Source organism: Streptomyces sp. NPDC048211, from assembly GCF_043202315.1.
GTDB lineage: Bacteria > Actinomycetota > Actinomycetes > Streptomycetales > Streptomycetaceae > Streptomyces.
This window is the reverse complement of the sequence record NZ_JBIDAD010000007.1, coordinates 343,841-370,572: the sequence shown is the minus strand read 5'-3', so window position 1 is coordinate 370,572 and position 26,732 is coordinate 343,841. Positions and strand designations below refer to the sequence as shown.

25 protein-coding genes and 7 tRNA genes are annotated in these 26,732 nt (G+C 71.2%); 11 read left to right on the top strand and 21 right to left on the bottom strand.

Features of this window, described 5'->3' with window-relative positions:
• Positions 1–168: 168 nt before the first annotated feature.
• Entirely contained in the window at positions 169–894 is a 726-nt protein-coding gene (locus tag ACGFZA_RS26435; protein ID WP_385286321.1) for a 3'-5' exonuclease, read from the top strand.
• A gap of 140 nt (positions 895–1,034) precedes the next feature.
• Here the strand turns inward: ACGFZA_RS26435 and ACGFZA_RS26430 are convergent.
• Positions 1,035–1,106 (bottom strand) — tRNA-Val (locus ACGFZA_RS26430).
• A gap of 39 nt (positions 1,107–1,145) precedes the next feature.
• A complete protein-coding gene (locus ACGFZA_RS26425; RefSeq protein ID WP_385286322.1) occupies positions 1,146–1,592 on the bottom strand; it encodes an SRPBCC family protein in 447 nt (148 codons plus the stop codon).
• 83 nt (positions 1,593–1,675) lie between these two features.
• On the opposite strand from ACGFZA_RS26425, the gene ACGFZA_RS26420 reads away from it, so the two are divergent.
• Positions 1,676–4,183 (top strand): SCO7613 C-terminal domain-containing membrane protein, encoded by a 2,508-nt coding sequence (locus ACGFZA_RS26420; RefSeq protein WP_393682308.1) that lies wholly within the window; start codon positions 1,676–1,678, stop codon positions 4,181–4,183.
• 33 nt (positions 4,184–4,216) lie between these two features.
• Here the strand turns inward: ACGFZA_RS26420 and ACGFZA_RS26415 are convergent, their stop codons facing one another.
• The 7 genes from ACGFZA_RS26415 to ACGFZA_RS26385 form a co-directional block, all read right to left on the bottom strand.
• The gene (locus ACGFZA_RS26415; RefSeq protein WP_393682306.1) at positions 4,217–6,961 is read right to left on the bottom strand and encodes a Tat pathway signal sequence domain protein; all 2,745 of its coding nucleotides are present in this window, start codon (positions 6,959–6,961) and stop codon (positions 4,217–4,219) included.
• A gap of 91 nt (positions 6,962–7,052) precedes the next feature.
• On the bottom strand, positions 7,053–7,634 hold the full coding sequence (locus ACGFZA_RS26410) for a hypothetical protein (protein ID WP_393682304.1): 582 nt from the start codon (positions 7,632–7,634) through the stop codon (positions 7,053–7,055).
• A gap of 7 nt (positions 7,635–7,641) precedes the next feature.
• The gene (locus ACGFZA_RS26405) at positions 7,642–8,505 is read right to left on the bottom strand and encodes a carbohydrate ABC transporter permease (RefSeq protein ID WP_385286329.1); all 864 of its coding nucleotides are present in this window, start codon (positions 8,503–8,505) and stop codon (positions 7,642–7,644) included.
• A complete protein-coding gene (locus tag ACGFZA_RS26400) occupies positions 8,502–9,491 on the bottom strand; it encodes a carbohydrate ABC transporter permease (protein WP_385286331.1) in 990 nt (329 codons plus the stop codon). The genes ACGFZA_RS26405 and ACGFZA_RS26400 overlap by 4 nt, the downstream gene beginning before the upstream one ends.
• 13 nt (positions 9,492–9,504) lie before the next feature.
• Positions 9,505–10,788, bottom strand: a complete 1,284-nt coding sequence (locus ACGFZA_RS26395; protein ID WP_393682301.1) for an ABC transporter substrate-binding protein — start codon at positions 10,786–10,788, stop codon at positions 9,505–9,507.
• Positions 10,789–10,964: 176 nt separating this feature from the next.
• Positions 10,965–11,036 (bottom strand) — tRNA-Val (locus ACGFZA_RS26390).
• A 54-nt stretch (positions 11,037–11,090) separates the two neighbouring features.
• A complete protein-coding gene (locus ACGFZA_RS26385) occupies positions 11,091–11,582 on the bottom strand; it encodes a TIGR02611 family protein (protein WP_393682299.1) in 492 nt (163 codons plus the stop codon).
• Between the two features lie 190 nt (positions 11,583–11,772).
• On the opposite strand from ACGFZA_RS26385, the gene ACGFZA_RS26380 reads away from it, so the two are divergent.
• Positions 11,773–12,186 (top strand): SsgA family sporulation/cell division regulator, encoded by a 414-nt coding sequence (locus ACGFZA_RS26380; protein WP_003959770.1) that lies wholly within the window; start codon positions 11,773–11,775, stop codon positions 12,184–12,186.
• Between the two features lie 576 nt (positions 12,187–12,762).
• On the opposite strand, the gene ACGFZA_RS26375 is transcribed toward ACGFZA_RS26380, so the two are convergent.
• A complete protein-coding gene (locus ACGFZA_RS26375) occupies positions 12,763–13,263 on the bottom strand; it encodes a hypothetical protein (protein WP_393682297.1) in 501 nt (166 codons plus the stop codon).
• Positions 13,264–13,481: 218 nt separating this feature from the next.
• On the opposite strand from ACGFZA_RS26375, the gene ACGFZA_RS26370 reads away from it, so the two are divergent.
• A complete protein-coding gene (locus tag ACGFZA_RS26370; RefSeq protein WP_393682295.1) occupies positions 13,482–14,057 on the top strand; it encodes a CGNR zinc finger domain-containing protein in 576 nt (191 codons plus the stop codon).
• Positions 14,058–14,061: 4 nt separating this feature from the next.
• Here ACGFZA_RS26370 and ACGFZA_RS26365 read toward each other — a convergent pair whose 3' ends face one another.
• From ACGFZA_RS26365 to ACGFZA_RS26350, 4 genes are all read right to left on the bottom strand, one after another.
• Complete coding sequence (locus ACGFZA_RS26365; RefSeq protein WP_164494018.1) at positions 14,062–14,217, bottom strand: hypothetical protein; 156 nt, start codon at positions 14,215–14,217, stop codon at positions 14,062–14,064.
• 212 nt (positions 14,218–14,429) lie between these two features.
• Positions 14,430–15,401 (bottom strand): acetylxylan esterase, encoded by a 972-nt coding sequence (locus tag ACGFZA_RS26360; protein WP_393682292.1) that lies wholly within the window; start codon positions 15,399–15,401, stop codon positions 14,430–14,432.
• A gap of 87 nt (positions 15,402–15,488) precedes the next feature.
• Entirely contained in the window at positions 15,489–16,508 is a 1,020-nt protein-coding gene (locus ACGFZA_RS26355; RefSeq protein WP_385286378.1) for a LacI family DNA-binding transcriptional regulator, read from the bottom strand.
• Between the two features lie 206 nt (positions 16,509–16,714).
• Positions 16,715–17,170, bottom strand: coding sequence for a hypothetical protein (locus ACGFZA_RS26350; RefSeq protein ID WP_393682290.1), 456 nt, complete (start codon positions 17,168–17,170; stop codon positions 16,715–16,717).
• A gap of 214 nt (positions 17,171–17,384) precedes the next feature.
• Here ACGFZA_RS26350 and ACGFZA_RS26345 point away from each other — a divergent pair, with 214 nt between their 5' ends.
• Complete coding sequence (locus ACGFZA_RS26345; RefSeq protein WP_385286345.1) at positions 17,385–17,900, top strand: DsbA family protein; 516 nt, start codon at positions 17,385–17,387, stop codon at positions 17,898–17,900.
• Between the two features lie 455 nt (positions 17,901–18,355).
• Here ACGFZA_RS26345 and ACGFZA_RS26340 read toward each other — a convergent pair whose 3' ends face one another.
• From ACGFZA_RS26340 to ACGFZA_RS26330, 3 genes are all read right to left on the bottom strand, one after another.
• Entirely contained in the window at positions 18,356–19,192 is an 837-nt protein-coding gene (locus ACGFZA_RS26340) for a GNAT family N-acetyltransferase (protein WP_393682288.1), read from the bottom strand.
• Positions 19,193–19,308: 116 nt separating this feature from the next.
• Positions 19,309–20,130, bottom strand: coding sequence for an aminotransferase class IV (locus ACGFZA_RS26335; RefSeq protein WP_393682285.1), 822 nt, complete (start codon positions 20,128–20,130; stop codon positions 19,309–19,311).
• Entirely contained in the window at positions 20,127–21,164 is a 1,038-nt protein-coding gene (locus ACGFZA_RS26330; protein ID WP_393682403.1) for a chorismate-binding protein, read from the bottom strand. Before ACGFZA_RS26330 ends, ACGFZA_RS26335 begins: the two co-directional genes overlap by 4 nt.
• A gap of 163 nt (positions 21,165–21,327) precedes the next feature.
• Here ACGFZA_RS26330 and ACGFZA_RS26325 point away from each other — a divergent pair.
• The 5 genes from ACGFZA_RS26325 (at position 21,328) to ACGFZA_RS26305 (ending at position 21,771) form a co-directional block, all read left to right on the top strand.
• Positions 21,328–21,400, top strand: a tRNA-Gly gene (locus ACGFZA_RS26325).
• Between the two features lie 38 nt (positions 21,401–21,438).
• Positions 21,439–21,512, top strand: a tRNA-Cys gene (locus ACGFZA_RS26320).
• A gap of 1 nt (position 21,513) precedes the next feature.
• Positions 21,514–21,585 (top strand) — tRNA-Val (locus tag ACGFZA_RS26315).
• Positions 21,586–21,604: 19 nt separating this feature from the next.
• Positions 21,605–21,676, top strand: a tRNA-Val gene (locus ACGFZA_RS26310).
• A 23-nt stretch (positions 21,677–21,699) separates the two neighbouring features.
• Positions 21,700–21,771, top strand: a tRNA-Val gene (locus ACGFZA_RS26305).
• A gap of 109 nt (positions 21,772–21,880) precedes the next feature.
• Here ACGFZA_RS26305 and ACGFZA_RS26300 read toward each other — a convergent pair.
• From ACGFZA_RS26300 to ACGFZA_RS26285, 4 genes are all read right to left on the bottom strand, one after another.
• Positions 21,881–22,180, bottom strand: a complete 300-nt coding sequence (locus tag ACGFZA_RS26300) for a zf-TFIIB domain-containing protein (RefSeq protein ID WP_385286351.1) — start codon at positions 22,178–22,180, stop codon at positions 21,881–21,883.
• A 68-nt stretch (positions 22,181–22,248) separates the two neighbouring features.
• Complete coding sequence (locus ACGFZA_RS26295) at positions 22,249–23,322, bottom strand: phosphotransferase (protein WP_393682283.1); 1,074 nt, start codon at positions 23,320–23,322, stop codon at positions 22,249–22,251.
• 295 nt (positions 23,323–23,617) lie between these two features.
• On the bottom strand, positions 23,618–23,824 hold the full coding sequence (locus ACGFZA_RS26290) for a hypothetical protein (RefSeq protein WP_385286356.1): 207 nt from the start codon (positions 23,822–23,824) through the stop codon (positions 23,618–23,620).
• A 186-nt stretch (positions 23,825–24,010) separates the two neighbouring features.
• Positions 24,011–24,271, bottom strand: coding sequence for a hypothetical protein (locus ACGFZA_RS26285; protein ID WP_385286357.1), 261 nt, complete (start codon positions 24,269–24,271; stop codon positions 24,011–24,013).
• A gap of 205 nt (positions 24,272–24,476) precedes the next feature.
• On the opposite strand from ACGFZA_RS26285, the gene ACGFZA_RS26280 reads away from it, so the two are divergent.
• A complete protein-coding gene (locus ACGFZA_RS26280) occupies positions 24,477–25,757 on the top strand; it encodes a protein kinase (protein WP_393682280.1) in 1,281 nt (426 codons plus the stop codon).
• Positions 25,758–26,732 lie beyond the last annotated feature (975 nt).

The window sequence follows — 26,732 nt, the reverse complement described above, 5'->3', positions numbered from 1 at the left end:
TGCCGATGAGTAGGTGGGACGCGGCCGTTTCTCAACTTCCGGCCCCGTCACCTGTGTTGTCACCGCACAGGACGGCCCTCAAACGGCGTATCAGGCAAAGGGTGCGGGTATCACCGAACCGGGCAGAGGAATCTCACCATCTGCCGCTCGGGCGCGAGGAGTTCGGGGATGACTCATTGGTATGAGGGGCCGTTGGCCGCTTTCGACACCGAGACGACGGGAGTGGACGTCGAGCAGGACCGGATCGTTTCGGCCGCGCTCGTCGTCCAGGACAGTGCCGGCGGGCGGGCGCGTGTCACCCGCTGGCTGGTGAATCCGGGGATTCCGGTGCCCGTGGGGGCGACGGAGATCCATGGCCTGACCGACGACCACCTGCAGCGCAACGGGCGGTGGCCCGCGCCGGTGGTCGAGGAGATAGCGAGGGCGCTGGCCGAGCAGAGCGCGGCGGGACGGCCGTTGGTCGTGATGAACGCGCCGTTCGATCTGACGCTGCTGGACCGGGAGTTGAGGCGGCACCGGGCATCGTCGCTGGCCGGCTACCTGGAGACCGCCTCGCTGTGCGTGCTGGACCCGCGGGTGCTCGACAAGCATCTGGACCGCTACCGCAAGGGGCGGCGCACGCTCACGGACCTCTGTGAGCTGTACGGGGTGGTGCTGGACGGCGCCCACGACGCCGCGGCCGACGCGGCGGCGTCGCTGGAGCTGGTGCGGGCGGTGGGGCGGCGGTTCGCGACCCGTCTGGAGCGGCTTTCACCGGCGGAGCTGCACACGCTCCAGGCGGTGTGGCACGCGGCCCAGGCGCGTGGTCTGCAGGCCTGGTTCGCCAGGAGCGGGACGCCGGAGACGGTGGACCCGGCCTGGCCCCTGCGTCCGGAGCTGCGCACGGCGGCGTGAGCGGAGCGGATGCCTTCGTGCCCGGAGGCGCAGAGCCGGACCGGAAAGGCGCACCGGGCAGACAGAAGGCCGGGCGGGCAGGGCCCGGACACGCAGAAGCCGGCCCGTCGGTGTTGCTGACGGACCGGCCTCTCCCGGGGTGGGCGATACTGGGTTCGAACCAGTGACCTCTTCGGTGTGAACGAAGCGCTCTCCCACTGAGCTAATCGCCCGGGAACGGGTTGAACCATACAGGGCTCGGCGGGTGTGGTTCAAACCGCTTCGAGGCGAGCCGCGAGGCCACGTCTTCCGGCCCGCATCATCAGGGCGTGATTGGCCCGGAACACCGGCCGTCCCGGCACCGCGAGGACCCTCATCAGCGCCCGGCGCACCACCACCTCCTGTTCGTACGTGGCGCGGCTCCCGGCGGCGTGCGGCACGACGGTCCAGCGCGCCCAGCCCTCGAGGTCGCCCGTGAGCGCCACTTCGAGGATGCCGCCGGGCAGGTCACGGCGGCGGGCGCGCAGGGTCATGACGAGGTCGTACGGGAGGAGTGAGCGGATCCGGGCGGTGCCGGAGGTGTCGTCGACGGAGGTGACCTCGCGGACCTGGGGCCACCAGCGCGGGTAGTCCTCGACGCGTTCGAGGTGCGCGTAGACGGCGCTCGGCGGGCCGGGAAGGTCCCAGACGCTGACAAATCGGTAGTGACTCCAGTCCATGTCTCCAGGATGCGGGTACTCAGCCGGGGATCTGAGTACGCGTGCCCATGCCCTGTCGCGTGGCCGGCGCCACACTCGCCCCCATGGAACATGTGCCGCCACCCGCCGAGGAACTGGTCCTCCTCGACCGTGAGCTCGCCCGGCTCGATCTGCGCCGGTCCCAGCTGCTGACCCGCCGTACCTGGCTGCTGAGCGTGCTGCAGGCGCCCGGACCCCGGCCGGTCACGCCGCAGTTTCCGCACCCTCCGGCCCGTGCCGGTTCCCCGGCCGTCTTCGGGCCGCCGTTCGCCCCGCCCGCTCCCCCGGTGCGCACCCGCAGTGCGCAGAACGTGCTGCTCGTCCTCGGCGGTCTGCTGCTGACGATCGCCGCGATCGCGTTCACGCTGGTCAGCTGGGGTCAGATGGGGATCGGCGGCCGTTCGGCGGTCCTGACCGCCGTGACGGTCGCGGCGCTGGCCACGCCCGCGGTGCTCCTTCGGCGGGGCCTGTCCGCCACAGCGGAGGCGCTCGGGGCGCTGGCGTCGGTGCTGATGGTGCTGGACGCCTTCGCCCTGTACCTGGTCGCGGTTCCGGAGGCCGGCGTGCCCGGGTACGCGGCGACCGCCTCGGCCGTTCTGGCGGTGCTCTGGGCGGCCTACGGTCTGCTGCTCGGCCGGCTGCGGCTGCCCCTGCCCCTGGCCGTCGTCAGCGCGCAGCTGCCGCTGGTGCTGTGGGCGTGGGCCGGCGACGCGGACGCCCTGGTGTTCGCCGTCGCAATGCTGGCGACGGCGGCACTGGACTGTGCGATCGCGTTGCGGTTCAAGGGAGCAGCGGTCCGGGTCACGGCCTGTGCCGGTCTCTGGGTCACCGGCGGATCGGGGCTGCTGGTGGCTCTGGTGAAGTCGCTGTCGGCCGAGGGGCCGGCAGGCGCGGTGGCGCCGGGGGCGCTGCTGCTGGCAGGTGCGGTGATCGCTCTCGCGGGGGCCCGGCGGGCGCCGGCGGCTCTCGCGGGAGCGGGTGGGGCGATGGCCGGGCTGGCCGCCGTCGCCGCGGTCGGCGGTGTGCTGACCGCGGGGGTGTCGGGCGGCTGGGCGGTTCCGGTGTATCTGGTGTGCGGCGGGCTGCTGTTGCTGGGGGTACGGGCTCCGCTGGGGCGTCCGGCTGTGCGGGGGCTGGTGTGGGCGGCGGGTTCGGTGACGGTGGCCTCGGTGCTGTTCTCGGCAGCCCCGGTCGCGGTGGTGCTGGTGGGTCCGCTGGCCCAGCTGGGCCGGCTGTGGTCGGGGACGCCGGGTGAGGGGGCCCGGGGAGCGCTGGGGGCCACGGACCTGCCGTGGCAGGAGATGGCGGCGGCTCCGGTGGTGCTGCTGATGGTGGCTGCGGCCCTCACGGCCGCGTACCGGTCGTGGGACGCCGTGGCGCGGTGGGCAGGACCGGCGCTGTCCCCCGGCCCCGTGTGGCGGACGGCTGCGGCGACCTCGGCGGTGGTGGCCGGCTGGGCGGGGCTGAGCCTGCTGCCGGCGGCGCTGAACGTCTCGTACACGGCGGCTGCTTCGCTCCAGTGGATGCTCGCCGCGGCGGCGGTGACCCTCGCGTCGGGCGCGTTGCGTCGCGGGATGACGGGCGTGGCGGTGAGCGCGTGGGTGTGCGCGTCGGCCGGTGCGGTGGACGTGGCGTTGCTGTCGTTGAGTTCGGAACCGGCCACGTACGCGGTGTTCGGCGCGCTGTCGCTGTTGTTCGCCGGCGCCGCGACGGCGTTGGACACGCCAGGGGAACCGTCGCGTTCCGCGGTGTTCGTGACCGTGCAGGCGGTGCTGGCGTGTGCGGCGGTGGTCTGTGCCGCGGTGCTCGCCGTCGCGTTCGGTGCGTCGATGGGGCTGGAGGCGTACGAGGCGGCGCCCGTGCTGCTCGCCGTCCCCGCGGTGACGGCCGGGCTGGGTGCACGGCTGAAGGGGCACCCGGTGGCGCTGCCGCTCGAACTGACCGGCGCGGCGGTGGGCCTCGCCGCGGTAGTGGCGGCTCTGGAGGACCCGCCGTTCCTGGCTCTGGTGCTGGCCCTCGGCGGGGTACTGGCGGCGGGTACGGCGCTGCGCCCGGAGCGGCGGAAGGTGGCCGGGTATCTGGCGACCGCGCTGTTCGTCCTCGCGTCCTGGGTGCGGCTGTCGGTGTCCGGGGTGTCGTCCCCGGAGGCGTACACCCTGCCGGTGACCGTGCCTGCGCTGGTCATCGGTGTGCTGCGGCGGCGTCGCGATTCCGCGGCGTCCTCGTGGACGGCGTACGGGGCGGGCCTGTCGGTGACGCTGGTGCCCTCGCTCATCGCCGCCTGGGCCGACCCGCACTGGCTGCGGCCTCTGTTGCTCGGTGGGGCGACGCTGGTGATCACGCTGCTGGGGGCGCGGCTGCGGCTCCAGGCGCTGCTGGTGCTGGGCGGTGCGGTGCTGGCGCTGGACTCGCTGCACGAGCTGGCGCCGTATGTGGTGCAGGTGGTGGGTGCGATGCCCCGCTGGGTGGCGCCGGCGTTGGCCGGGGTACTGCTGCTGGCGGTGGGGGCCACGTACGAGAAGCGGCTGCGCGATGCCCGGCGGCTGCGGGACGCCCTGGGCCGGATGCGGTGACGCACAGGCCGGCCCGGGGCGCCCTCAGGGGCCTCAGGCCGGCATGTGGTCCGCGACGAGAGCGAGGTTCTCGATGGCGGCGAGTCCGTACAGCGCGGTGTCGTTGGTGTAGACCCAGTTGGCCTCGCTGCCCGGGACGGTGGTGACCGGGCCGCTCACCTTCTCGGTCTTCCAGGGGGCGGATTCCTTGTAGCCGTCGCTGTTGTAGAACTTCTCCCAGGCACGGGCGGCGAGCTTCGCGTCGCCCGTCTGCACGGCGGCGTAGGCGTCCATCCGGGAGTGGCCCTGGAAGAGGAGCAGGGTGCCGAAGTTGGAGCCGTAGCGCGCGGCCTGCTCGGTCTTGGACGCGTTGAAGTAGCGGCAGTAGTCGAGGTACGCCTCCTTGAACTTCGGCATGTCGACCAGGCCGATGAGTTCGGCGCACAGCTCGTTGAGGCCGAAGACGCCGGACAGGTGGGAGACGCTGACGACGGGTTCGGTGGCGACGGCGAACTTCCCGGTGTCCAGGTCGTAGAGGCCGCTGCCCTGGACGAATCCGTTGGGCTGGGCGGCGATGGTCTCCATGGTGCCGAGCACTCGGGCCTTCGCCTTCTCGGCCTGGGGGCCGCCGCGCTCCCATTCGGTGAGCCAGGCGGAGACGAGCCCGCTCCAGTCGGTGCCGAAGCCCACGGACAGGGCGTGCCGGTCGGGGGTGTAGGGCTCGGTGCGGATCTTGCGGAGCGGGTCGAGGCCGAGGAAGGTCTCGTCCGAGTCGACGTTGGCGCGCATCAGGTCGCCGACGCGTTCGTCCGCGGTGAGGAAGTAGTAGAAGCGCCGGTAGGTGGTGTTGGCGATGCGCTGCTGCTTGGCGCTGTCGGCGTAGTGCTGGACGCCGTGGCGGGTGCCGAGGCCGGCCCAGTCGCCGAGGTGGTAGACGTCGACCTCGCCGGTGTGGCGGGTCATGGCCTCGGCGAAGCGGAAGATGTCGGCGCGTCCGGAGCGCAGGTAGGCGTACCAGAGCCAGAGGTCGGGCGAGAGCTCGGAGTTGTCCCAGGCGTAGCCGCCGACGTCGTAGCGCCACTGGTGCCGGGCGGGGTCGTACGAGTGCATGATGTCGCCGTAGTCCCAGAAGCCGTACCAGCGGCGCATCTCGACCTGGTCCTTGTAGTACGTGAACAGGAAGTCCAGGTGGTCCTCGATCTTCGCCCTGGCCGGGGTGGAGCGGTCGACCGGGGAGAAGAGGCCGCCGAAGACGCCCGCACCGATGAGCTGGGACGGCGGGGCGACGAGCTGCGGGAGGGTGCGCACGGTGCGGGTCTGCTGGGCGAGGGCCTCGGCGCTGGGAGTGGAGTCGTTGGCCCAGAAGACGAGTTCGCTGGTGCGTGCGATGCCGTACGGGGTGCCGAAGCCGGGCTCGTAGTCCTCGTAGGTGATCTCCAGGCCGTCGAGCTGGTCGGTGTAGGTGTCCTGGCCCATGCCGTCGTGGTAGAAGCGCAGGTCCATCGGTTCGGCCTCGGGCGACCAGAGCCAGAGGGTGACCTCGGCGGCGTCGGTGTCGGCGCCGCGGATGTCGAGCTGGGCGGGGAACTTCTCCCAGAAGTCGCGCAGTCCGAAGGAGAGCCCGCCGCTCGCGCCGCCCACGTATCCGAAGCCGGAGGCGCGCCGGCCGCCGCCCGCGGCGATCCAGCCGTGGCCCTTCTTGGTGCGCTTGCGCAGCGAGAAGCCGTCGGCCGAGAGCTGGCTGAGGGTGTAGTCGCCCCAGGTGGGGATGCGCCCGAGGCGGGTGGTGACGCGCTGGTCCCAGGTGGCGGGGTCGGGCAGCTTCGTGCCCTCGAACTGGGCCGCCTGGACGGCCGCTCCCGGATCGCGGCGCAGTCCGGTGATGCCCTTGACGGCTTCGCGGAGCATGCCGTTCTCGTCGCCGCCGATGCGGATGTGCCGGTCGTACGTCTCGTCGCGCATCGGGACGGTGAAGCGGACACCGAGGCCGCGGATGAAGTCGCCGCTCGCCTTGCCGGGTTCCTGGGTGCCGTCGAAGGTGATGGTGTGCATCATGCGGAACGATTCGGCGCCCGCGTAGAAGTAGAGCCGGACGGAGAACGGGAGCCAGGAGCGGTTGCCGTGGCGGTGCTTGCCGTCGATGCGGACGACGGCACGGACGGGCCCGCTCTGTTCGACCTCGGTCTTGCTGATGGCGCTCTCGAAGCGTTCGTACTTCTGCTGCCCCTGGTCGCCGTCCTCGATCTCGCCCTGGCGGATGAGGACGAGGCGGCCGTCCTTGGCGATCTCGGTGGAGCCCCGGGTGAGGGAGGTGACGAGCGAGGAGCCGGTCTTGCCGATCTTCGCGGTGACGACTCCGGTGGAGACGGTGATCGAGCCGCCGCTGTTCTTGACGGTGACCTTGTGGGCGGCGGTGGCGGGTTCGCCGGTGGTGAGGGTGAACTTCTTGGCGCCGCCGGCCTCGGGGCCGACCGCGTGGGCGGTCCACTTCAGGGAGCCGTCGGGCCATTTGGCGGTGGCCCAGGTCTGGACGGGGATGTCCTTGCCGTCGGCGGTGGCGAGGGCGAACTTCTGGTCGGCGGGGTAGCGCCCCTTGGCCCAGGGGACGCCGAAGGTGGATCCGGGTGCGGCGCCGAGGCCGTCCTCCTCCAGCCAGTTGATCTCGACGGGGCCGTCGTCGGCCTTGCCGGTGGCGGCGGCTGCCTGCTGGGCCGGGTCGTTCAGCGCCCAGGAGAAGGTGGTGGCCGCACCGGCGACGGCGGCTGCCTTGAGGACGGTACGGCGGGGGATCGGGGACATCACGACTCCAATTCGTGGCGAAAATGGGCATGACTGATCACACGCTGACGCGTGGTGGGAGGGGGTTCGGTGGGTGGATCCGGCCGTCGGGTCAGCGACGGTCGGCGGCGACCGCCGCCGCGGCGAGACAGCCGAGTGCGGGTGCGGCCAGGGGCGGAATCTGCCAGGCGGCGACGGCCAGGGCGACGAATCCGCCGACGAGCAGGAGTGATCCCGCCGGGTCGGTGAAGGTCCGGCGGCCGGCGGTCCGCGCGGTGGCCGTCCAGGGTGTGCCGGGGTGCCAGGCGGCGGCCGTACGCAGTCCCCAGACGGCCACGGCCGGCAGTCCGAGCAGGCTCACGGCGATGAGCGGACGGCCGCCCGGCAGCAGGCCGGACCGGGCGACCTGCCAGTCGAAGGCGAGCAGCGCGAGCGCCGCCCACCACAGCAGGGAGACGCGCCAGCCGCCGCGGAACGCCTCCCGTACGTCGGCGGCGAACTCCCGCACCCCGCCCGCCTCACCGGCCAGGTACCGGCGCAGGTGCCTGCTTCCTGCGGCGAAGGCCGCGGGGAACGTGACGAGCGGCAGGGCGGCGACGGTGATCCACACGCCGGTGAGCAGGCATTCGGAGAAGACGCTGAACCGCTCACGGACGAAGGAGGTCCTGGGTGCGGTGCCGGTTTTCGTCGCCACGGGGTGCTCAGCCCTTCAGGCCGGAGGTGGCCATGCCGTCGATGAGGTAGCGCTGGAAGGCCAGGAAGAAGGCGAGGACCGGCAGCAGGGCCACCAGTGACATCGCGATCATGCCGCCGTAGTCGGCGACGGCGTCCTGGTCGATGAACATCCGCAGCCCCATGGAGACGGTGTACTTGTCCGGCTCGTTGAGGTAGAGCAGCGGGCCCATGAAGTCGTTCCAGGCCTGGATGAAGGTGAAGATGGCGCTGGTGATGAGCGCGGGCCGGCACAGCGGCATCACGATCGACCAGTAGATCCGCAGGTGCCCGCAGCCGTCCAGCCGGGCGGCCTCGTCGAGTTCCTTGGGCAGTCCGCGCATGAACTGGACCATGAGGAAGACGAAGAACGCGTCGGTGGCCAGGTACTTGCCGATCAGCAGCGGAGTGAAGGTGTTGATCAGCTCCAGCTTCTGGAACATCACGTACTGCGGAATGATCAGTACGTGGTACGGGAGCAGCAGCGTCCCGATCATGATGGCGAACATGACGTTGCGCCCGGCGAAGCGGACCTTGGTGAAGGCGTAGGCCGTGAGCGAGCAGGAGATGACGACACCGATCACGGAGCCGACCGAGATGTAGGCCGAGTTCAGGAAGAACTTCCAGATCGGGATGTCGGCGATGCCGTCGGCCAGCCGCTGGTAGTTGTCGGTGATCGGGTCGGTCGGGAAGAGGTTCAGCGCGCCGACGATGTCCTCGCTCGGTTTGAACGAGGCGCCGATCGTCCACACCACCGGGTAGAGCACCACCACGAGGATGGCGAGAGCGCCGATGTGCCAGGCGAGGGAGCCGGGAAGCCGGCGTCGTACGGCAGTGGTGTCCATCGGGGTCATCGGCCCCCCTCCTCGTAGTGCACCCAGCGCTTCTGGGACCAGAACAGCACGGCGGTGACCAGGCCCACGGCGACGAGCAGCAGCCATGCCATGGCGGAGGCGAAGCCCATCCGGCTGTTCGCGAAGCCCTGGTCGTACAGGTAACAGGTGTAGACGAGCGTCGCGTCGGCCGGGCCGCAGCTGCCGTTGCTGACGATGTAGGCCGATCCGAAGATCTGGAAGGAGTGGATGGTCTCCAGCAGCACGTTGAAGAACAGCACGGGCGAGATCATCGGCAGGGTGATGTTGAAGAACTTGCGCCAAGGGCCCGCCCCGTCCACGTTCGCCGCCTCGTAGAGCTCCCTGGGGACCTGTTTGAGGCCGGCCAGGAAGATCACCATCGGGGCGCCGAACTGCCAGACCGTGAGGCCCACCAGCGCATAGATGATCATGTCCGGGTCGCCGATCCAGCCGCCCGCGTCGATGCCGAACAGCTGCTGTCCCCGGTCGACGACGGCGCCGTCGGAGAACAGGGCGCGCCAGACGATGGCGGCCGAGACGCTCGCGCCGATCAGCGACGGGGCGTAGAACGCGGCCCGGTAGAAGGACTGGCCCCAGCGCTTCTGGGCCAGCAGCATGGCCACGGCGAGCGCGGCGGCCAGCTTGATCGGGGTGCCGATCACCACGTACCAGCCGGTCACCTTGACCGACTGGCGCCAGCGCGGGTCGGCGAACATGTCGGTGAAGTTCTTCAGTCCGACCCACTTCGGTGCGTCGAACAGGTTGTAGTCGGTGAACGCGAGGTACAGCGAGAAGACCATGGGCCCGGCGATCAGGAACAGGAAGCCCGCGATCCAGGGCGACATGAAGAGATAGCCGGTCAGATTCTCGCGGTGGCCGCGCGGTCGCGGAGCGGGGCGGGTCCTGGGTCCCGGACCGCTCCGCCCCACGGCGGCGACGTCCTTGTCGAGGACCGGGCCGCTCGTGGAGGTCTGGATGTGAGTCACCGCGTCATTCCTCTCAGTTCGAGGCGAGGGCGGTCTTCGCCTCGGAGAAGAACTGCTTGACGGAGTCCTCCGGCGAGGCCTTGCCCAGGGACATGTCCCCGCCGATGCGCAGGAACGCCGCCTCGACGACGTCGGCGCCCGCCGGGTGCGGGGTGATGGGCTCCAGCACGCCGGCCTTGGCGATCTCGGTCTCGTACGCGCCGATCGCCTTGCTCGGGGCGTCGGTGGGCTGGTAGGCCTCGAACTGTGCGTTGGTGGCGGGGACTCCGCGGTCGTAGCCCATGATGCGGGCGACGGCGGGGTCGTGGGTCATGAAGCTGATGAAGGTCGCGACCTCGGCGGGGTGCTTGGTACGGGCCGTCCCGCTGAGCATCAGCGAGCCGAGGTACTGTCCGGTCTTCTTGCCGTCGGTGGTCGGGATGGGCGCGAGGCTGTAACTGCTCTTGCCCTCCGCGCTGTAGCGGACGGAGAAGTTGTCCCAGGTGAACTCACCGGCCGAGAGGCCCTTGGCGAGCGCGGAGGCGGGCTTGATCTGCTCGACCTTCTTCTGGTCGGCGTAGATGCCGGACTTGACCCGGGCGAGCGCCTCGGTCCAGTAGGGCAGCAGTTCGGCCTCGCCGAAGCCCATGCCCTCCTCGGTGAAGAAGGCCTTGCCGTTCTGGCGGAGGATCAGGTCGTACAGGTACATGACGCCGTGCGGGCCGGAGTCGCCGGCTATGCCCTGGCCGGACTTGATCTTCTTCAGGCCCGCGTACCAGTCGTCCCAGGTCCAGCCGAGGCTGTGGTCGACGCCGGCCTTCTCGAAGACCTTCTCGTCGATGACCAGGGCCATCGAGTTGCTGCCGACCGGTACGCCGAGCAGCTTGCCGTCGATCTCGGCGAACTTCTCCAGACCGGCGCGGAAGCCGTCGAGCTGGAGGTTGCCCTTCTTCGCCTGCGGGTTGAGGTCGAGCAGGACGTTCTTCGCCTCGTACTTGCGGAGGAAGGTCACCGCGTTCTGGATGACGTCCGGCGGGTTGCCGCCGGCCGCCTGGGTGTTGAACTTCTTCCAGAAGTCCGCGTACTGCTGGAAGTCCGTCTTGACCTTGATCTTCGGGTGCTTCTTCTCGAAGAGCGCGACGCACTCCTGGACCTTCTTCGCCCGGTCGTCGGCGCCCCACCAGGCGTGCCGGATGGTGACCGGCCCGTTCGAGCCGCCGCCCGAGCCGCAGCCGGCGGCGGTCAGCCCGAGACCGGCTGCCGAGAAGCCCGCGAGCTTCAGCATCTGCCGCCGGTCCATGCCCTGGTTCCGAGACATAGTTCGCCCCTACGCTTGATTGAATCGTTTTAGAAAGCGCTTGCCGGGTCAAAGTAAGGAGCGGCACACGCGACGTCAACAGTTGGGACGAAAATCAGTCGAAGCGCTTGAACGGCGCACGCGGAAACGCCGACGGCCCGGAAGCTTCAGAAAGCTTCCGGGCCGTCGGTCCGGGGTGGGCGATACTGGGTTCGAACCAGTGACCTCTTCGGTGTGAACGAAGCGCTCTCCCACTGAGCTAATCGCCCGGGCGCAGGCCAAACATTACCCCATGTCAGCGGCGCCCCCCGACCATCCCCGGGTCACTCGTCGATCTTCCACGGCATGACGATTCCGAACTTCCACACGTAGATCCCCGCCAGCACCGCGATGATCACGAGGCCGATCACCGTCAGCGCGATGTTGCGCCGCCGCACCTTGGGATCGAGCGCCCGCTGGGCGGCCTCGGTGACCTTCCGGCGCGTCCAGCGCAGCACCAGCTGGGCCCAGACGAACTCGGTCGCCCAGATCGCCATGCCACCGAAGATCACCAGCCAGCCGGGGCCGGGCAGCGGCAGCATGACGATGCCGGCCGCCACGACGGCCAGGCCGACCACGAACACACCGACCTGCCAGCTCAGGTGCAGCGCCCTGGACGCCTTGATGAAACCGGGCGCCCTGGAGCCGAGCTCCCTGTCCTCCTTCGCCACACCCTCCGTGACGTCCCCCGTCACGCTCTTGTGCGCTTCCCCCGCCGCGGGCGCCGGATCCGCCGGTGCGGCGGCTCCGTCCCGCTCGTCACTCTCCGCATTCATGGGGGCCAACCTACCGGAACGCTCCTCGTCACCGGAATGGCCGCATAACTCAAAGTTACACACCGCTGTACGAGCTACCTGAAGGATCACAAAACGGTCAGAGGGGTTTACAACACCACCGTAGGTGGCATGTCGATTTCGCCGACGTGCGAATCCCCGAGCGCACACTGAGCGAAAGGCCCTGGCGCTTATGAACACCACGGTCAGCTGCGAGCTGCACCTGCGCCTCGTTGTGTCGAGCGAGTCCTCACTGCCTGTACCCGCGGGCCTGCGGTATGACACGGCCGATCCGTATGCCGTGCACGCCACCTTCCACACCGGAGCGGAGGAGACGGTCGAGTGGGTTTTCGCCCGCGACCTCCTTGCCGAGGGGCTGCACAGGCCCACCGGCACCGGAGACGTCCGCGTCTGGCCATCCCGTAGTCACGGCCAGGGCGTCGTCTGTATCGCACTGAGCTCTCCAGAGGGCGAAGCCCTGCTGGAGGCCCCTGCACGGGCCCTGGAGTCGTTCCTGAAAAGGACCGACGCCGCGGTTCCGCCAGGGACCGAGCATCGTCACTTCGATCTCGATACGGAGCTCTCGCACATCCTGGCCGAGAGCTGAGCCAGGGCGAGAGCCGCACGACGCCGTCGACTCGGGGAGACGGCGCCGCACGGACAACCTCATAGGGCTGACACCGGCGCCGTCACCACGAAATCCACCGTGGTGACGGCGCCGGTCCGCGTTCCCCCGCTCGCCCGTCATGCCGCGGCGCCCCCACCGGCGCCCACAGAGCCCGCCAGGCGGCCCGCGGAGCTTCCGAGCCCCTTGGGGCCCCGGCGGGCGGAGGTGACGCGCCACAGGGGCTCCGGGGGCCCCTGTGGCTGCTGTGACGAGGTGGTGCCGCGCGCACCGGGCGGCCGACGGCGGTCCGGGACGCCGGGCCCCGCGGGCTACGGCTCCCGCCGAACGGCACCCCGTGCGGCCTTCCCGGCTGCGGGGGCAACGGCGGCGCCTTCGAGCGCCCTTCCCCTATGGGCGCCGCGCCGGCCGCCGGGCCTTCAACCGGACCGTGAGGGCCGGGCCCAACCGGAGGGCGCGCCGGTGTCGGCCCACGGCGCGGACCGGCGGGCGCGGAGGTCCCCGCCCAGGACGCGGACCGGCGGGCAGAGGCCCCAGCCCACGGCGTGCCCGGCCCCGTCACAGCCCTGTGGCCGGGGAGGGCTGCCACGCGTCGAACGCCCAGCCCGGGCAGGAGGCGCCGAGGAAGGGCAGGTGGGCGTCCCAGTCCCCGGGTGACAACGCCTGTACGGATTTCAGTGTGATGCGACCGCCGGAGTCCATGTCGAACCCCCAGGAGAACCCGGCCAGCGGCAGGACCCGCCGCTGAGCGTCGTCCATCGGTGTCCACGCGAGGTAGCTGTGGGCCGTCCAGTCGAGCGAGTTCCGCCTGACGCGGGACGGCGCGTCGAACAAGGTGGGGTTGATCCCGAAGAACGCGTACGGCGACGGCGCACCCTCGAAGAGGTAGAACGGGTCCATGTCGAAGGCGGCCCCGGCGGAGGAGTTGTCCGTCGAACGCACCATCTGGACCCAGCCGAAGAGGGCCCGGTAGCCCATCCCCGGGTAGTCCACCTCAGCCGTGCAGCTCGGGAAACCACGGGCCGAGGGGTGCTTGCCGATCGCCGCGGGGTCATCCACAGGCTCCACAGTCACCGACAGCGAGCCGTGCGTGCCGTCACGTAAGAAGGAGATGTCCACGTCCTCACCCTGCCTTCCCGGGTGCCCCCCGGGAAGAGCCCGGAGGCGACGCACCCGAGGCCCGGGGCCCCCTCGCGCCCCGAGGCGTCAGGGGCGTGCCAGTAGAGTCAGCCCGCATCGGCGGGCGGCCTGCCCGCAGGAGGCCAGGGAGCGGAAGCGTGCTGATCCCCCACGACACCCGGATCGCCCTCGAAACGGTGGTCGATCTGGTGAACACCGCGCCGGAGAGCGAGCGGCCCGAGGGCGACCGGCCCATGGACGGGCTCGCCGACATCGAGGCGCTGTACGCGTTCGCCGGACGCCACCGGGTGAGCGGTGTGAACGAGCTCGACGAGAAGGACCTCCGCGCCGTCCACGACGTACGGGCGCGGTTCGCCGACGTCTTCGCCGCGGCCGACGCGCAGGCCGCCGCTTCGCTCGTCAACACGCTGGTCGCCGCCGCGGGCACCACGCCGCAGCTCAGCAACCACGACGGCTACGACTGGCACGTGCACTACTTCGCACCGGACGCCTCGCTCGCCGACCACCTGGCAGCCGACTGCGGCATGGCCCTCGCCTTCATCATCGTGGCGGGCGAGACGGAGCGGCTGCGGCGCTGCGAGGCGCCGGACTGCCGGCACGCCTTCGTCGACCTCTCGCGCAACCGCTCCCGCCGCTATTGCTCCAGCCGCACCTGCGGTAACCGCCTGCACGTCGCCGCGTACCGGGCGCGCCGCAGGGAAGCGGCGGGCTGACGGTTCACAGCACGAAGAGATCGTGCAACGCGGCCATCAGCAGCAAGCCGCCGATCACCGTGAGGAAGATCATCAGAGGGGGCTGGGAAAGCGCGAAGAGGCAGCCACGCGGCTCTTCGGCGGGGGGTGCGGGGGCGTCGCCCCGGGAGGTGTCCACCATCTCGGGACGATCATGACGCAGACCGGCCCCCGCGGGGGGTCAACACTGCTTTTCACGACGGTAGTTCACCCCCCACAGGGTGTGCCGAATCGCTCCGGCGTCCGATCACCCGTCAGGCTTTCGGAACTCCGGTCTCCCCAACGGGCTTTCGTCACACGCCTCCCCGCCGGGCTCCCGGAACTCCGCTCCCGCGCCCCGGTCCGGGTCCCCGGTCAGCCCAGGTCGCGCAGCATACGCAGCTGAGCCTCGCGGTGGACCGATGTGCCGCCCTCATGACCGTTCCAGGGGTAGACCACGATCTCCTTGGGGCCCGCCCAGTTGTTGTAGGCGGCGAAGACCGTGGACGGCGGGCAGATGGGGTCCATCAGGGCCACCGAGTACAGCGCCGGCATGTCCGCCCGGGCGGCGAAGCTGATGCCGTCGAAGTAGGAGAGGGTCCTGAACACCTGGTCGGCCCGGCCGTGCTGGGTGGCCAGGAATCGCACGATCTCCTGGTACGGGTCCTTGTCGGTGATCTCGACGGCCCGCCGGTAGTGCGTCAGGAACGGTACGTCGACGAGCGCGGCCTTGACGTGGGGGCTGAGCCCCGCCACCGCCTGGGCGATGCCGCCGCCCTGGCTGCCGCCGTGCACGACGATCCGCTCCGGGTCGACGGACGGGTGGGCACGGGCCACCTCGACGGCGCGCACCGCGTCGGTGAACACCCGGCGGTAGTAGTACTCGTCGGGGTCGAGGATGCCGCGGGTCATGAATCCGGGCGACTGCGGGTTGGCGCCGCCGTGCGGGTCGGCCGTGGATCCCGCCGAGTGACTGTTGACGGCGCCCTGGCCGCGAGTGTCCACGACCAGGGTGGCCCAGCCGGCGGCGGGCCAGACCAGGTGGTCGTGCGGCAGTCCGCGCCCGCCGCCGTAGCCGAGGTAGTGGACGACGGTCGGCAGGGGGCCCTCGGCGCCCGTGGGCACGTTCAGCCAGGCGCGTATGCGGTGGCCGCCCCAGCCGGCGAACGACACGTCGTGGACGTCGACCTGGCTCAACGCGGCGTCGTAGGAGATGAATTCGGCGTCCAGCGGGTGCGCGCCGGCTTCGTCGAGGGTGCGGCGCCAGAACGCGTCGAAGTCGTCGGGCTCACCGGACTCCGGCCGGTAGGTGCGGAGTTCATCCAAGGGCAGGTCGAACAGGGACACGGCGTCTCCATTTCGGGCATGCGGAAAGCGGCGGAAAGGAATGAAACGGCGGAGGAAGGTCTGCGAGGGCGGGCCGGGCGGCAGGGCTCAGCGCGGCGTGGAACTCGATGCGCGCACGACGAGTTCCGGCTGGAGCACGACACTGCGGTGCTCGTGGGTGCCGCCCTCGTCGTCCGCCTCCTCCAGCAGGAGTTCGGCGGCCATCCGGCCCATGACCACCGCGGGCTGGCGGACCGAGGTGAGCGGTACGGCAGCGGCGGCGGCGAATTCGATGTCGTCGTACCCGACGATGGCGATGTCCTGAGGCACCCGCACCCCCGCCGCGTACAGGGCCTGGAGCACGCCCAGGGCGAGCAGGTCGTTCGCGCAGAACACGGCGGTGGGACGCGGGACGAGCCCGAGCAGCCGGGCTCCGGCGTCCCGGCCCGCCGCCACGTCGAGTCGGTCGGACGGGATCTCCACGAGCGCCTCGGGCGGCAGGCCGGCCTCGGCCAGTGCGGACAGCGCGCCCTGGCGGCGGTCCCTGATCTGGTGCAGGTCGCCGGGGCCGCTGACGTACGCCACCGAGCGGTGCCCGGCGGAGATGAGATGGCCGACGGCCAGGGCGCCGCCCCGCACGTCGTCCACGGAGACGGCGCAGGTCCCGGTGCCGGACGCCACCCGGTCCACCAGAACGTAGGGAATCCGGTGGCGGGCGAAGGATTCGAGGTTGCGGCCGGTCGCGTCGGCGGGGGTGACCAGTACGCCGCACACGCGCTGCTCCGCGAAGAGGCCGAGGTATTCGGCCTCCTCAGCGGGGCTCTGGCCGCTGTTGCAGACCATGACGCCGAGCCCCGCCTGCCGGGCGGCACGTTCGGCGCCGCGGGCCACGTCGACGAAGAAGGGGTTGCCCATGTCCAGGACGAGCAGCGCCATGATCCTGCTGCGGCCGGCCCTGAGCTGGCGGGCCGACTCGCTGCGGACGTATCCGAGCTCCTCGATGGCGGCCAGCACCCGGGCCCGGGTCTCGGGCAGCACCGCCTCGGGGCGGTTGATCACATTGGAGACCGTGCCCACGGAGACCCCGGCCTGCCGGGCCACGTCCTTGATCCCTGCCACACGCGCCACTAGTCCTGCCCCACTGCCCCGGCCGCGCTCTTCCAGCGGCGTCACCCCATCGTACGGACGGGTGTGAATGAATTGTTTCAATCCGGTCCGGACGCTAGCCGCCTGGCCGAAGGCCGTCAAGGATCATGCCTGAATCGATTCATACGCCGTGCGGTGCGCCGGCCTCCGGAGCCGTCCGGAGAAGCGGACCGGAACGGGTGCGGCGCTCAGATGCCGTGCTTCTTCAAGATGGCCTCGATGTCGCTGAAGTCGTCGCCCGGTCCCGCGGCGGCGGACTGCTTCCTCGGCTTCTGCCGCGGATCGGCGGCCGGTACGCCCGCTCCCAGCGAGGGGGCCGAGGCCGCCGGCGCGACCGCGCCGCTCGCAGCGGCCCTGGCCGCCGCCTTGCGCTCCTTGCGGGTGCCCCCGCCCCGGCGCTCGATCGCGCGCGTGGTCATGAACAGCAGCCAGGCCACCCCCAGCACCCCGAAGCCGAGCCAGACGCTCGGCTTGAAGGCGATGTCCGACACCCACTCGACGACGCCGGTCAGCACCAGCCCGATCGGGACCAGCGAGTAGGCGGCGATCCTGGTCGCCGTGAGGAACCGCTTCCGGTACGCGGTGACGGCGGCGATGCCCAAGCCCGCCGCGGACACCGCGGAGCAAATGGTCTCGGCAAGCATCAGGGCCTCCAGGCGCAGGGGAAACGTCCCTTCCATCCTGCACCGGCGACCGTGCGGGCGGCCATGCTCCGAGCCCACATCAGGGACATTTCAGGGCCGAAGTCCTCCCCAGGTGCCGTACGGCCCACGACGGGACCGGCCGCGGAGGCCACCCGCCACCCGCTGCCCCCGATGCCGGTCGTGGTGCCCCCGCACCCCCTGGGAGACTGGTCCCATGAGCGATTCCACCCCCGCAGCACCGGTCGTCCTCGATGTCTGGTGCGAGCTCCAGTGCCCCGACTGCCACCACGCCCTCACCGATGTGCACGCCCTGCGCGCCCGGTACGGCGACCGGATCGACATCCGGCTCCGGCACTTCCCGCTGGAGAAGAACAAGCACGCCTACGCGGCGGCGCAGGCCGCGGAGGAGGCCGCCGCGCAGGGCAAGGACTGGCCGTACATCGAGGCGGTGCTCGCCCGCACCGCCGACCTGGGCCGCACCGGCGAGCCGCTGCTGATCGAGGTGGCCGGGGAACTGGGTCTGGATGCGGAGGAGTTCGACACCGCCCTGATCGACGGCCGGCACATGCTGATCGTCGACGCCGACCAGGCCGAGGGCAAGGCGATCGGGGTCACCGGCACGCCCACGTATGTGATCGGTGGGGAACGGCTGGACGGCGGCAAGAGCCAGGACGGACTGCGAGAGCGGATCGAGACGATCGCCGACCGGCTGCTCGCCGAACAGGGCTGAGGCCTGGGAGCGGCGCGCGGGCGGGACTGCCGACGCCACCTGGGGCGGCCGTCGGCCGCTGCGCCACGCCCGGAACGGGCGGATGGCGACCCACGGGCCGACGTCACCGGGTAGCGGGCCGGCACGGATCCCGGCCGGACGGCCGGGAAGCCGGGAAGCCGGGAAGCCGGACAGCCGAGAAGCGGGGCCGCCCGGTTCCCCGGCCCAAGAATGACCAGGTGGCAGGTCCGCGCGGCTCGCGGGCCGACGAGCCGGGTGACGGCTCGCAGACCCGGACGGCCGTCAGCCGTCGTCCCCGCAGCCGAGCGGCCACAACGGCCGGATGGCGGCCTCGGCGAGCGGACGTGACCGCGTAGCAGGTCGGGACGGCTCCCGCTCCGCCGCGACGCCGGGCGGCGGCTCGCACGCCGTCACGCCCCGGTAGCGGGCCGCGCGGCTCCCGGCCGGGTGGCGGGTCAGAGTGGTTTGGTGAGGTTGTAGCGGGTCGGCTCGTAGCCGAGCGACTCGTACAGCCGGAGCGCAGGCGTGTTGGCCGTGACGACGTGCAGGCCCAGCCGCGTGTCGCCGGACGCGAGCGCGAGACGTTCGGCCTGGATCATCAGCGCCCGGCCGAAACCCCGCCCCCGGAAACGTTCGTCCACCTCGACGTCGAAGACGTAGGCGACCACCTGCCCCGGGTGCATCTCGAACCGCGCCACCCAGAGGAACCCGGCCTTCTCGTCCTCGTGAACGAGGTGGTGCAGTTGCGCCCCCTCCGTGGCGAGGCCCTGCGGCAGGTGCCTGGCGTGCGAGGCGCGGGCGACCCGCAGCGCCGTCTCCCGCGGGGTGCCGCGTGTCACCAGGCTCTCCGCGTACCCGGCGATCGCGCCGTCCTCCCAGGCCGTGAACTCCTCGGGCGTCATCGGCCGTGCGGTCAGCCCGTCGGGCAGTGCCGGGGGTTCGGACGCCAGCTGCTTGACCATGTTCCGGCTGCGTTCGGTGTAGCCGAGAGCTGCCGTCAGCCGTTGCCCCGCGATGTTGTCGGGGGCCACCTCCGCCTGCACCTGCGTACAGCCCCAGCTCCGCAGTACCTCTTCGGCCGCCAGCGCGGCGATGGTGCCGCGCCCGCGCCGCCGGACCGGTTCCTCGATCCGCAGGGACCGCAGCACTCCCGTCCCGCCGTCGGACCCGGGCTCGGTGCCGATCTCGACGGTGCCTACAGGGCGCCCGTTGTCGCACACGTCGTACGCGCGGCTCTGTGCGCCGTCGGCGCCTGGCTGGAGCGGCCCGGACGGCCGGAGTGTCGTGGTCATCAGAGGATTTCTATCCCCTGCGCACGGGCCCGTCATCCGCTTTTACCGTCACCCGCTTCTACGGGAACGGGGGCGGGGGCGGGCTCGCTCAGCGGTTGTGCCCTCCGGGCGCCCCGTCACGGATCCAGCTCGTCGGCGGCCCGCTCGTCGAAGACGCGCATCGCCTTGGCGGTCACCGGTCCCGGCCCGCCGGGCAGTTCCCGGCCGTCGACCCGGTGGACGGCCTGGATGTCGCGGAGGGTGGAGGTCAGGAAGATCTCCTCGGCCCGGTCCAGGACGTCGAACGGCAGGTCCGTCTCGTGCGCCCCGGTCCACTCCACCGCCAGTGCACGGGTGATCCCGGCCAGACAGCCGGAGGCGACCGGCGGCGTGTGCAGCTGCCCGTCGAGGACGACGAAGACGTTGGAGCCGGTCCCTTCGCAGAGCCGGCCGACGGTGTTGGCGAACAGCGCCTCGGAGGCGCCGTGCTCGTGGGCACGGGCGAGGGCGACGACGTTCTCCGCGTACGAGGTGGTCTTGAGCCCGGTGAGCGCGCCGCGTTCGTTGCGTGTCCAGGGAACGGTGATGACGGCCGTGGTGTCCGGGCGGCGCTTCACCTCTCCGAGGGCGACGACGAGGCCGGGTCCCGCGGTGCCGCGGTCCGAGCCGAGCGGCGAGATCCCGCCCGTGTAGGTGATGCGGAGCCGGCCGAGGGGCACCGGGTTGGCCTCGATCACGGCGGCGCAGGCCCGGCGGACCTCGTCCAGGTCGGGTGCGGGAAGGCCGAGACCCAGGGCGGAGCGGGTCAGCCGGTCGAGGTGGCGGGTGAGCGCGAACGGTTTGCCCTCGGCGGTCCTCACCGTCTCGAAGATGCCGTCGCCGACCGTCAGCCCGTGGTCGAGCACGGACACCCGGGCGTCATCGGCGGCCCGCAGTCCCCCGTTGACCCAGATCTTCATGGTGCGGTCCTTCCGGTTGCTTCGTATACGCCCGACGCTACCGCGAGCAGCCTGGACGCCTTCAGTTCGGTCTCGTCCCATTCACGTTCCGGATCCGAGCCCCAGGTGATGCCGGCTCCGGTGCCGAACCGCAGCACCGGGGCGCCGCCCGTGCGGTCGGTCCAGAAGGTGCGGATGCCCACGGCGAGCGAGGCGGTGGCGCGGTCGGCGTCCACCCAGCCGATGCCGCCGCAGTACGGGCCGCGCGGGGCGGTCTCCAGTTCCTCGATGATCCTCAGGGCGCTGGACTTGGGTGCCCCGGTCACCGAACCCGGCGGAAAGGCGGCGGCGAGCAGTTCCGGCCAGCCGGCACCGTCGGCGAGCCGGCCGCGCACGGTCGAGACGAGGTGGACGAGGCCCGGGTGTTTCTCCACCGCGCAGAGATCGGGGACCGTGACCGAGCCGGTGGCGCAGACCCGGCCCAGGTCGTTGCGGACCAGGTCGACGATCATCACGTTCTCGGCGTGGTCCTTCTCCAGGAGATCGGCCTCGGTGCGGCCGGTGCCCTTGATCGGTCCGGACTCGACCGTGCGGCCGTCCCTGCGCAGGAACAGCTCCGGGGAGGCGGTCGCGATCTCGACGCCGTGGCCGGGCAGCCGAATCGTTCCTGCGTACGGGGCCGGGTTGCCGCGCGCCAGCAGTGCGGTGAGGGCGTCCACATCGGTCGCCGCCGGATCGGGCAGCGGCGCTGTCATCACGCGGCAGAGATTGGCCTGGTAGACCTCGCCCGTCGCGATGTACGCGCGGATGCGGCGTACGCCCGCCGTGTACGCCGCCCGGTCGAGGGAGGAGGTCCAGTCACCGGCGGCGGGGCCCCGCCAGGCACCCCTTACCGGCGCGGGCGCGGCCGCGGTGCGCACGGTGGCGAACCGGGCACAGACGAGCCGGCCCTCGAAATCGGCCGACACCGCCCAGAAACCGGATGAGTCGAGGGCTGCGGGATCACTGGTGACATCCTGCAGATCGGAGGCGACGAGGCCGCCGAAGCGGGCCATTGGAGCGAGGTCGTGCACGTCCGTGAGTCTAGGACGGCGCGCGGTGACCTGCGCCGGGACGAGCGCACCTCAGCACGCTGCACAAACGCGTTTTTGTACTGGCCCCGGAATCCGCTAGAGTTCAACACGTCGCCGGGACGCGCAAGTGAACCGGAACCGACAAGCGGACGTAGCTCAGTTGGTAGAGCGCAACCTTGCCAAGGTTGAGGTCGCCAGTTCGAACCTGGTCGTCCGCTCGCAGAAGGTGGGGGATCCTTCCCGAACCCCCACCCCTGGTGGAGTGGCCGAGAGGCGAGGCAACGGCCTGCAAAGCCGTCTACACGGGTTCAAATCCCGTCTCCACCTCCAAGGACGATTAGCTCAGCGGGAGAGCACTTCCCTGACACGGAAGGGGTCACTGGTTCAATCCCAGTATCGTCCACCGATCCGCAAGGATCCCCGCGCGATTAGCTCAGCGGGAGAGCGCTTCCCTGACACGGAAGAGGTCACTGGTTCAATCCCAGTATCGCGCACGCAGTACACGCAGGTTCACCCTGCGCGATTAGCTCAGCGGGAGAGCGCTTCCCTGACACGGAAGAGGTCACTGGTTCAATCCCAGTATCGCGCACCGTTCGAAGCCCCGGTCGTCTCGACGACCGGGGCTTCTTCGTTGCCGCGGGTGCCCGCGCTCCGGTCCGGAGACGTTCTGTCCGGACCGGGGCGCGGGGTGGTCCGGATCAGGAGGAGAAGAGCATCCGGCCGAAGCTCTTCTGCCGGTAGTGGCCCTGGTGGTGTCCGCCGTGGTGCTGCGGGGCGCCCCAGGCGGGCGCGGGGGCGGCCGGGTAGCCCTGGGCGGGGTAGCCCTGCTGCGGGGCGGGCGGCGGCGGAGCCTGCTGTGCCCACTGCGCCTCGATGCGGGTCAGGGACTCCAGCTCGCCGTAGTCCAGGAATATCCCCCGGCAGCCGCTGCACTGCTCGATCTGAATGCCGTTGCGGTTGAACGTCTGCATCTGTGCGTGGCACTTGGGACACTGCATCTTCGGGCTCACTCCTCGCCGTCGGTTAGCCGTCGCCGGAATGCATGCCCGGCGGCGGTCGGTTCACCCTACGACGAGTGGTCGGCGGCCAACTCGGGCGGGAGAGCGGCAATTCGGGCACAGGTGTCGATCATCACCTGTTCCACCTCATCCGGAGCCCGGTGCTCCGCCACGGACTTGGCGAGCGCCAGTGCCGCCGTCTGTACGGTCAGGGCGCGGGCGGCGAGGTCCAGCTCGGGCCACGGGTCGCCGTGGGCGCGTACCGCGGGACCGCCGGCGGCCCGGTAGGCGCCCAGGAAGCGGAACCACACCTCGGGGGGCAGCAGTCCGGCCGCGTACCAGGCGGCGGGCCGCGCGAGGTCCCAGGCCGGGTCGCCCGGTCCCGCGTCGTCGACGTCGATGAGCAGCCAGGCACCGTGAGGGGCAGGGTGCCGGACGAGCTGGCCCAGGTGCAGATCGCCGTGGCAGAGAACGTGCGCACGGTGCGTGGGAGCGGGGGCCTCGTCCCGCATCCAGGGCGGCAGCCCGTGCCAGGCCGCGAGCACGGAGGCCGTGGCCGGATCGTCCGGCCGGGCCGCCCGCATCCGCGCCACGGCGAGCGCGGCCTTCGCCGGGCCGCGCATGGCGGGTGGCGCGGGGGGCGCCGCCGGTGCGCCCCCCGCGCCACCCGGAGCCCGGTGCCGGGACTGAACCGGGACGGGCCGGACGCGGTGGAGGCGGGCCAGCAGCACAGCCGCCTCCTCCCACGGTGCGTCGTCCGGGTCGCCCGGATCCACGGGTTCCCCGTACGGCCACAGGGTGACCGGGCGGCCGTGCAGCTCGGTGAGGTAGGGCGAGGCCGCGCCGGACCCGTCCGGTTCCACGCCGAGCCCGTCCGGTTCCATGCCGGGGCGTACGGGGAGGGGAGCGAGCAGAACGCCGGCCAGACCGGGGTCGGCGGCCAGGCCGAGACGTACGGACAGGGCGGCCGTGTCCGTGTCTGCGGCATGGGCCTTGGCGACGACGGAGCCGCAGCGGACCACGGTGCCGTCCGCACGGTCCGCGAGGACGGCCGGTGGCGGACAGCCGCACCGGCCCCCGGAACGGGCGTGGGCCGCCTCGTGGGCGAGGGCGCCCAGCGCACGGACGACTGCGGTGGTCACGGACTCCCCCGGTGGCACAGGATCGGCGGGCACGGCCGGCGCCGGGCCCGCCGGAGAGCGTACGCGGATCGTGTCGGCCGACCGGCCCACAGGGTGAGCGGCGCCCGGTCTCCCGGTACCGGGCGCCGGACGGCACCGCGGCCTCCGTCCGGCGCCGCACGGCCCCGGACAGCGCGATGTCCGGTCAGCTCCCCAGCTGACCGGACAAACGCTGCCGTCCGCCGCACCCCCGTCCCCACGGGGTTGTTGGCCGGATGTCCCGGTCCGGACCGCTCTTCCGGACCCGGGGCGCCGCTCAGCGCCCCAGCATCACGCCCACGGACGACGCCTGTGTGACCACCGCGTCCCAGCCGCCGAAGACGACTGCGAGCAGGGCCGCCAGAGGAAGAACCATGACCGTCGCCACCAACGGGTGACGCGTGCCGGACGGGCGGCTGCCGAACGAGGCATAGGCCCTGCGTCCCTGCGTGCGGATGATCGTCCGCGCTGCCGTGTCCGCCATGGTTCCTCTCCTGACCTGATGTGGAGCGGCGGGCGTTTGACCTCGGGGGACGAGTGCGACGCCCGCCGCTTGACTTCAACATTAGGGATCCGGGAAGCGGGCGGCGTCATGCCCGCGTACCGAATGCCGGGCCTCCCGGAGGATGAGCCGTGGGTGGGCGGCGTACTCCCCTGGGTGGAGACGGGCCTACCCGGCGTTGGGGTCATCCCGGAGGGGACGCTCGGATCCGTCCTCCCTGGGAACCGGTTGTTCGACCAGGGCGAGCACCCGGGTCGACATGAAACGGGCGGTGCGCACCACGGAGCCGTTCCGGGTGACTTCACTCACTTCGACCACCCCTCGGCGGACCGCGGTCTCCACCCTGCGCCCTGCCCTGGAGGCCACTACTTCGTAGGTTCGGGTCGTGTCTCCGGCGTCCACGACTATCTCGACTCGATCGCCCTTCATTGATCCAATCCCCCTTCTGCGACGGACCTTTGAGATCTCGCACGGGCCGGGAAGCCTGGATCCGCGGCTCCCTGACCACTCCTCAAGTTTCCCACCCGGCACTGACAATCGAATCCCCGACGAGGGCGCGGCCTCTGAGCGCCCCGGGCGGCGGGTACGTAAGCTGTGCCTCGTCAGGCGGACCAGGCAGCGGGGATGGGCAGACATGGCGATGATGCGGCTCCGGCGCGAGGACCCGCGTGTCGTCGGCTCGTTCAGACTGCACCGGCGGCTCGGGGCGGGCGGCATGGGTGTCGTCTACCTCGGCTCGGACCGGCGGGGCCAGCGAGTGGCGCTGAAGGTGATCCGCCCCGACCTGGCCGAGGATCAGGAATTCCGCTCGCGCTTCGCACGCGAGGTGTCCGCCGCCCGGCGGATCCGCGGCGGCTGCACGGCACGGCTGGTCGCCGCCGACCTGGAGGCGGACCGCCCGTGGTTCGCGACGCAGTATGTCCCCGGGCCCTCGCTGCACGACAAGGTGGCCGAGGAGGGCCCGCTGTCGGCCGCCGAGGTGGCCTCGATCGGGGCGGCGCTCTCCGAGGGCCTGGTGGCGGTGCACGAGGCCGGTGTCGTCCACCGTGACCTGAAGCCGTCGAACATCCTCCTGTCCCCCAAGGGCCCCCGCATCATCGACTTCGGTATCGCCTGGGCCACCGGTGCCTCCACGCTCACGCACGTCGGTACGGCGGTGGGCTCGCCCGGCTTCCTCGCACCCGAGCAGGTGCGGGGTGCGGCGGTGACGCCTGCGACGGACGTCTTCTCCCTCGGGGCCACCCTCGCGTACGCGGCCATGGCCGATTCGCCTTTCGGGCACGGCAGTTCCGAGGTGATGCTCTACCGCGTGGTGCACGAGGAGCCTCAGCTCTACGACGTGCACGACGCGCTCGCCCCGCTGGTGAGCGCCTGCCTGGCGAAGGACCCGGAGGAGCGGCCCAGCACGCTGCAACTCTCCATGCGGCTGAAGGAGATCGCGGCGCGGGAGGCGCAGGGGCTGCACGAGAGCCGGCCGCCCTCCCAGCGCTCGGCGCTGGAGGCGGACCGGCCGACCGGCCGCCTGGACGGCCCGTACACCGAGCAGCAGACGCGTCGCGCGCCCGGCCCCGCTCCGGTGTCCCGGCCGCAGAGCCGGCAGGCGGCCGCGCCGCGTCCGGCGTCACCCCGCACCGGTGGTTCGCGGCCCGCGCAGCAGCAGCCGCGCAACACGACGCGTTCGGGGAAGCGGGCGCAGGGCCCGGCGGGGACGAACGGCAGACCGGGTACCCGGCCCGGCACCCGCTCCACCTCGACCGGCCGGCGTCCCGCCAACCCGCGGCTGCTGCGGCAGCGGCTGGTGGTGTTCGTCGTGGTGACGCTGCTGGTGGCGCTGGGCATCGCGGCGGCCCAGGGCTGCCAGGGACCGGCCCGCGGTCTCGGTGCGGGCCAGACCCAGGGGCAGAGCGAGCAGTAACAGCTCGCCCCCGGACCCGGCGGCTCTGTCCGGGCGGGCCGTGACTCATCGGCCGATGATGCGGTATTCCCCTAAGGGCTGTCCCGCAATTCCTGGCGGGCGCACGACGACAGCTACGGCACCTCTCCCCCGTAGCCTCAACGGCACGGGGGGACCCCCTCCGTTGTCGGAACGCCCGAATACATCCAGTATGCGGACGCCCCTCCGCCTTGCGATGCACCGCATCTGACGCCGCGCGCTGATCCACCAAGGATTACGGGACAGCCCTTAGGATCACACACCGCTCTCATAAGTTTCAGGCGTCTTCGTCCATATTTTCCGCAGAGCGAGGATTCGCCGTTCGCGCGCCGATCCCGCTCCCTCTGCGAGAGCGAACCGGAGAGTCCCTCTTCTCCGGAATCAGGCGGAATCAGGCGTGATCCTCTCCGCTGGGATCTCCGGAAGCAGAATCCCGGGGCGCGCCGCGCGGCCTCCTTCCGGAGGATTATCCCGGCTCGCCCGGTTATCACGACCGGTATCACCCTTGCACCATCAAGCCATCTCGGCCCAGCGATTCCGAATGGCGATCCATCACATCATGCGGCCGGAATCCGGCTGCATGAGTCACACATACCCCTGTACCGGGGCGAAGCCCGCGAATGAGCTCTCTCAGGGCGGAGAGCGCGTCGTATTTACGTCAACTTTCCCCGACCAGGACTCAGAAGCGTAATGGACGTGATGCCATGGGCAGGAATCGCAGCCGCCCCACGCGAAGAACGAGGAAGAATTCAACTCAATAGCACATCCCCACCCGCAAAGCCCTTCCCTTCCCTTCCCTTCCGGTAGGAAATGTGACACACCCGATCCCACCATGACCGGAGAAAACACCCGCCGAGCGCTCCACCTTCGACCTTTCATCCGCGTACCGACATGTTGCACATTTTGAATACGCCTCGGTCGTCTTCCCCACCGCCACGACCGGTACCTCCGAGCATT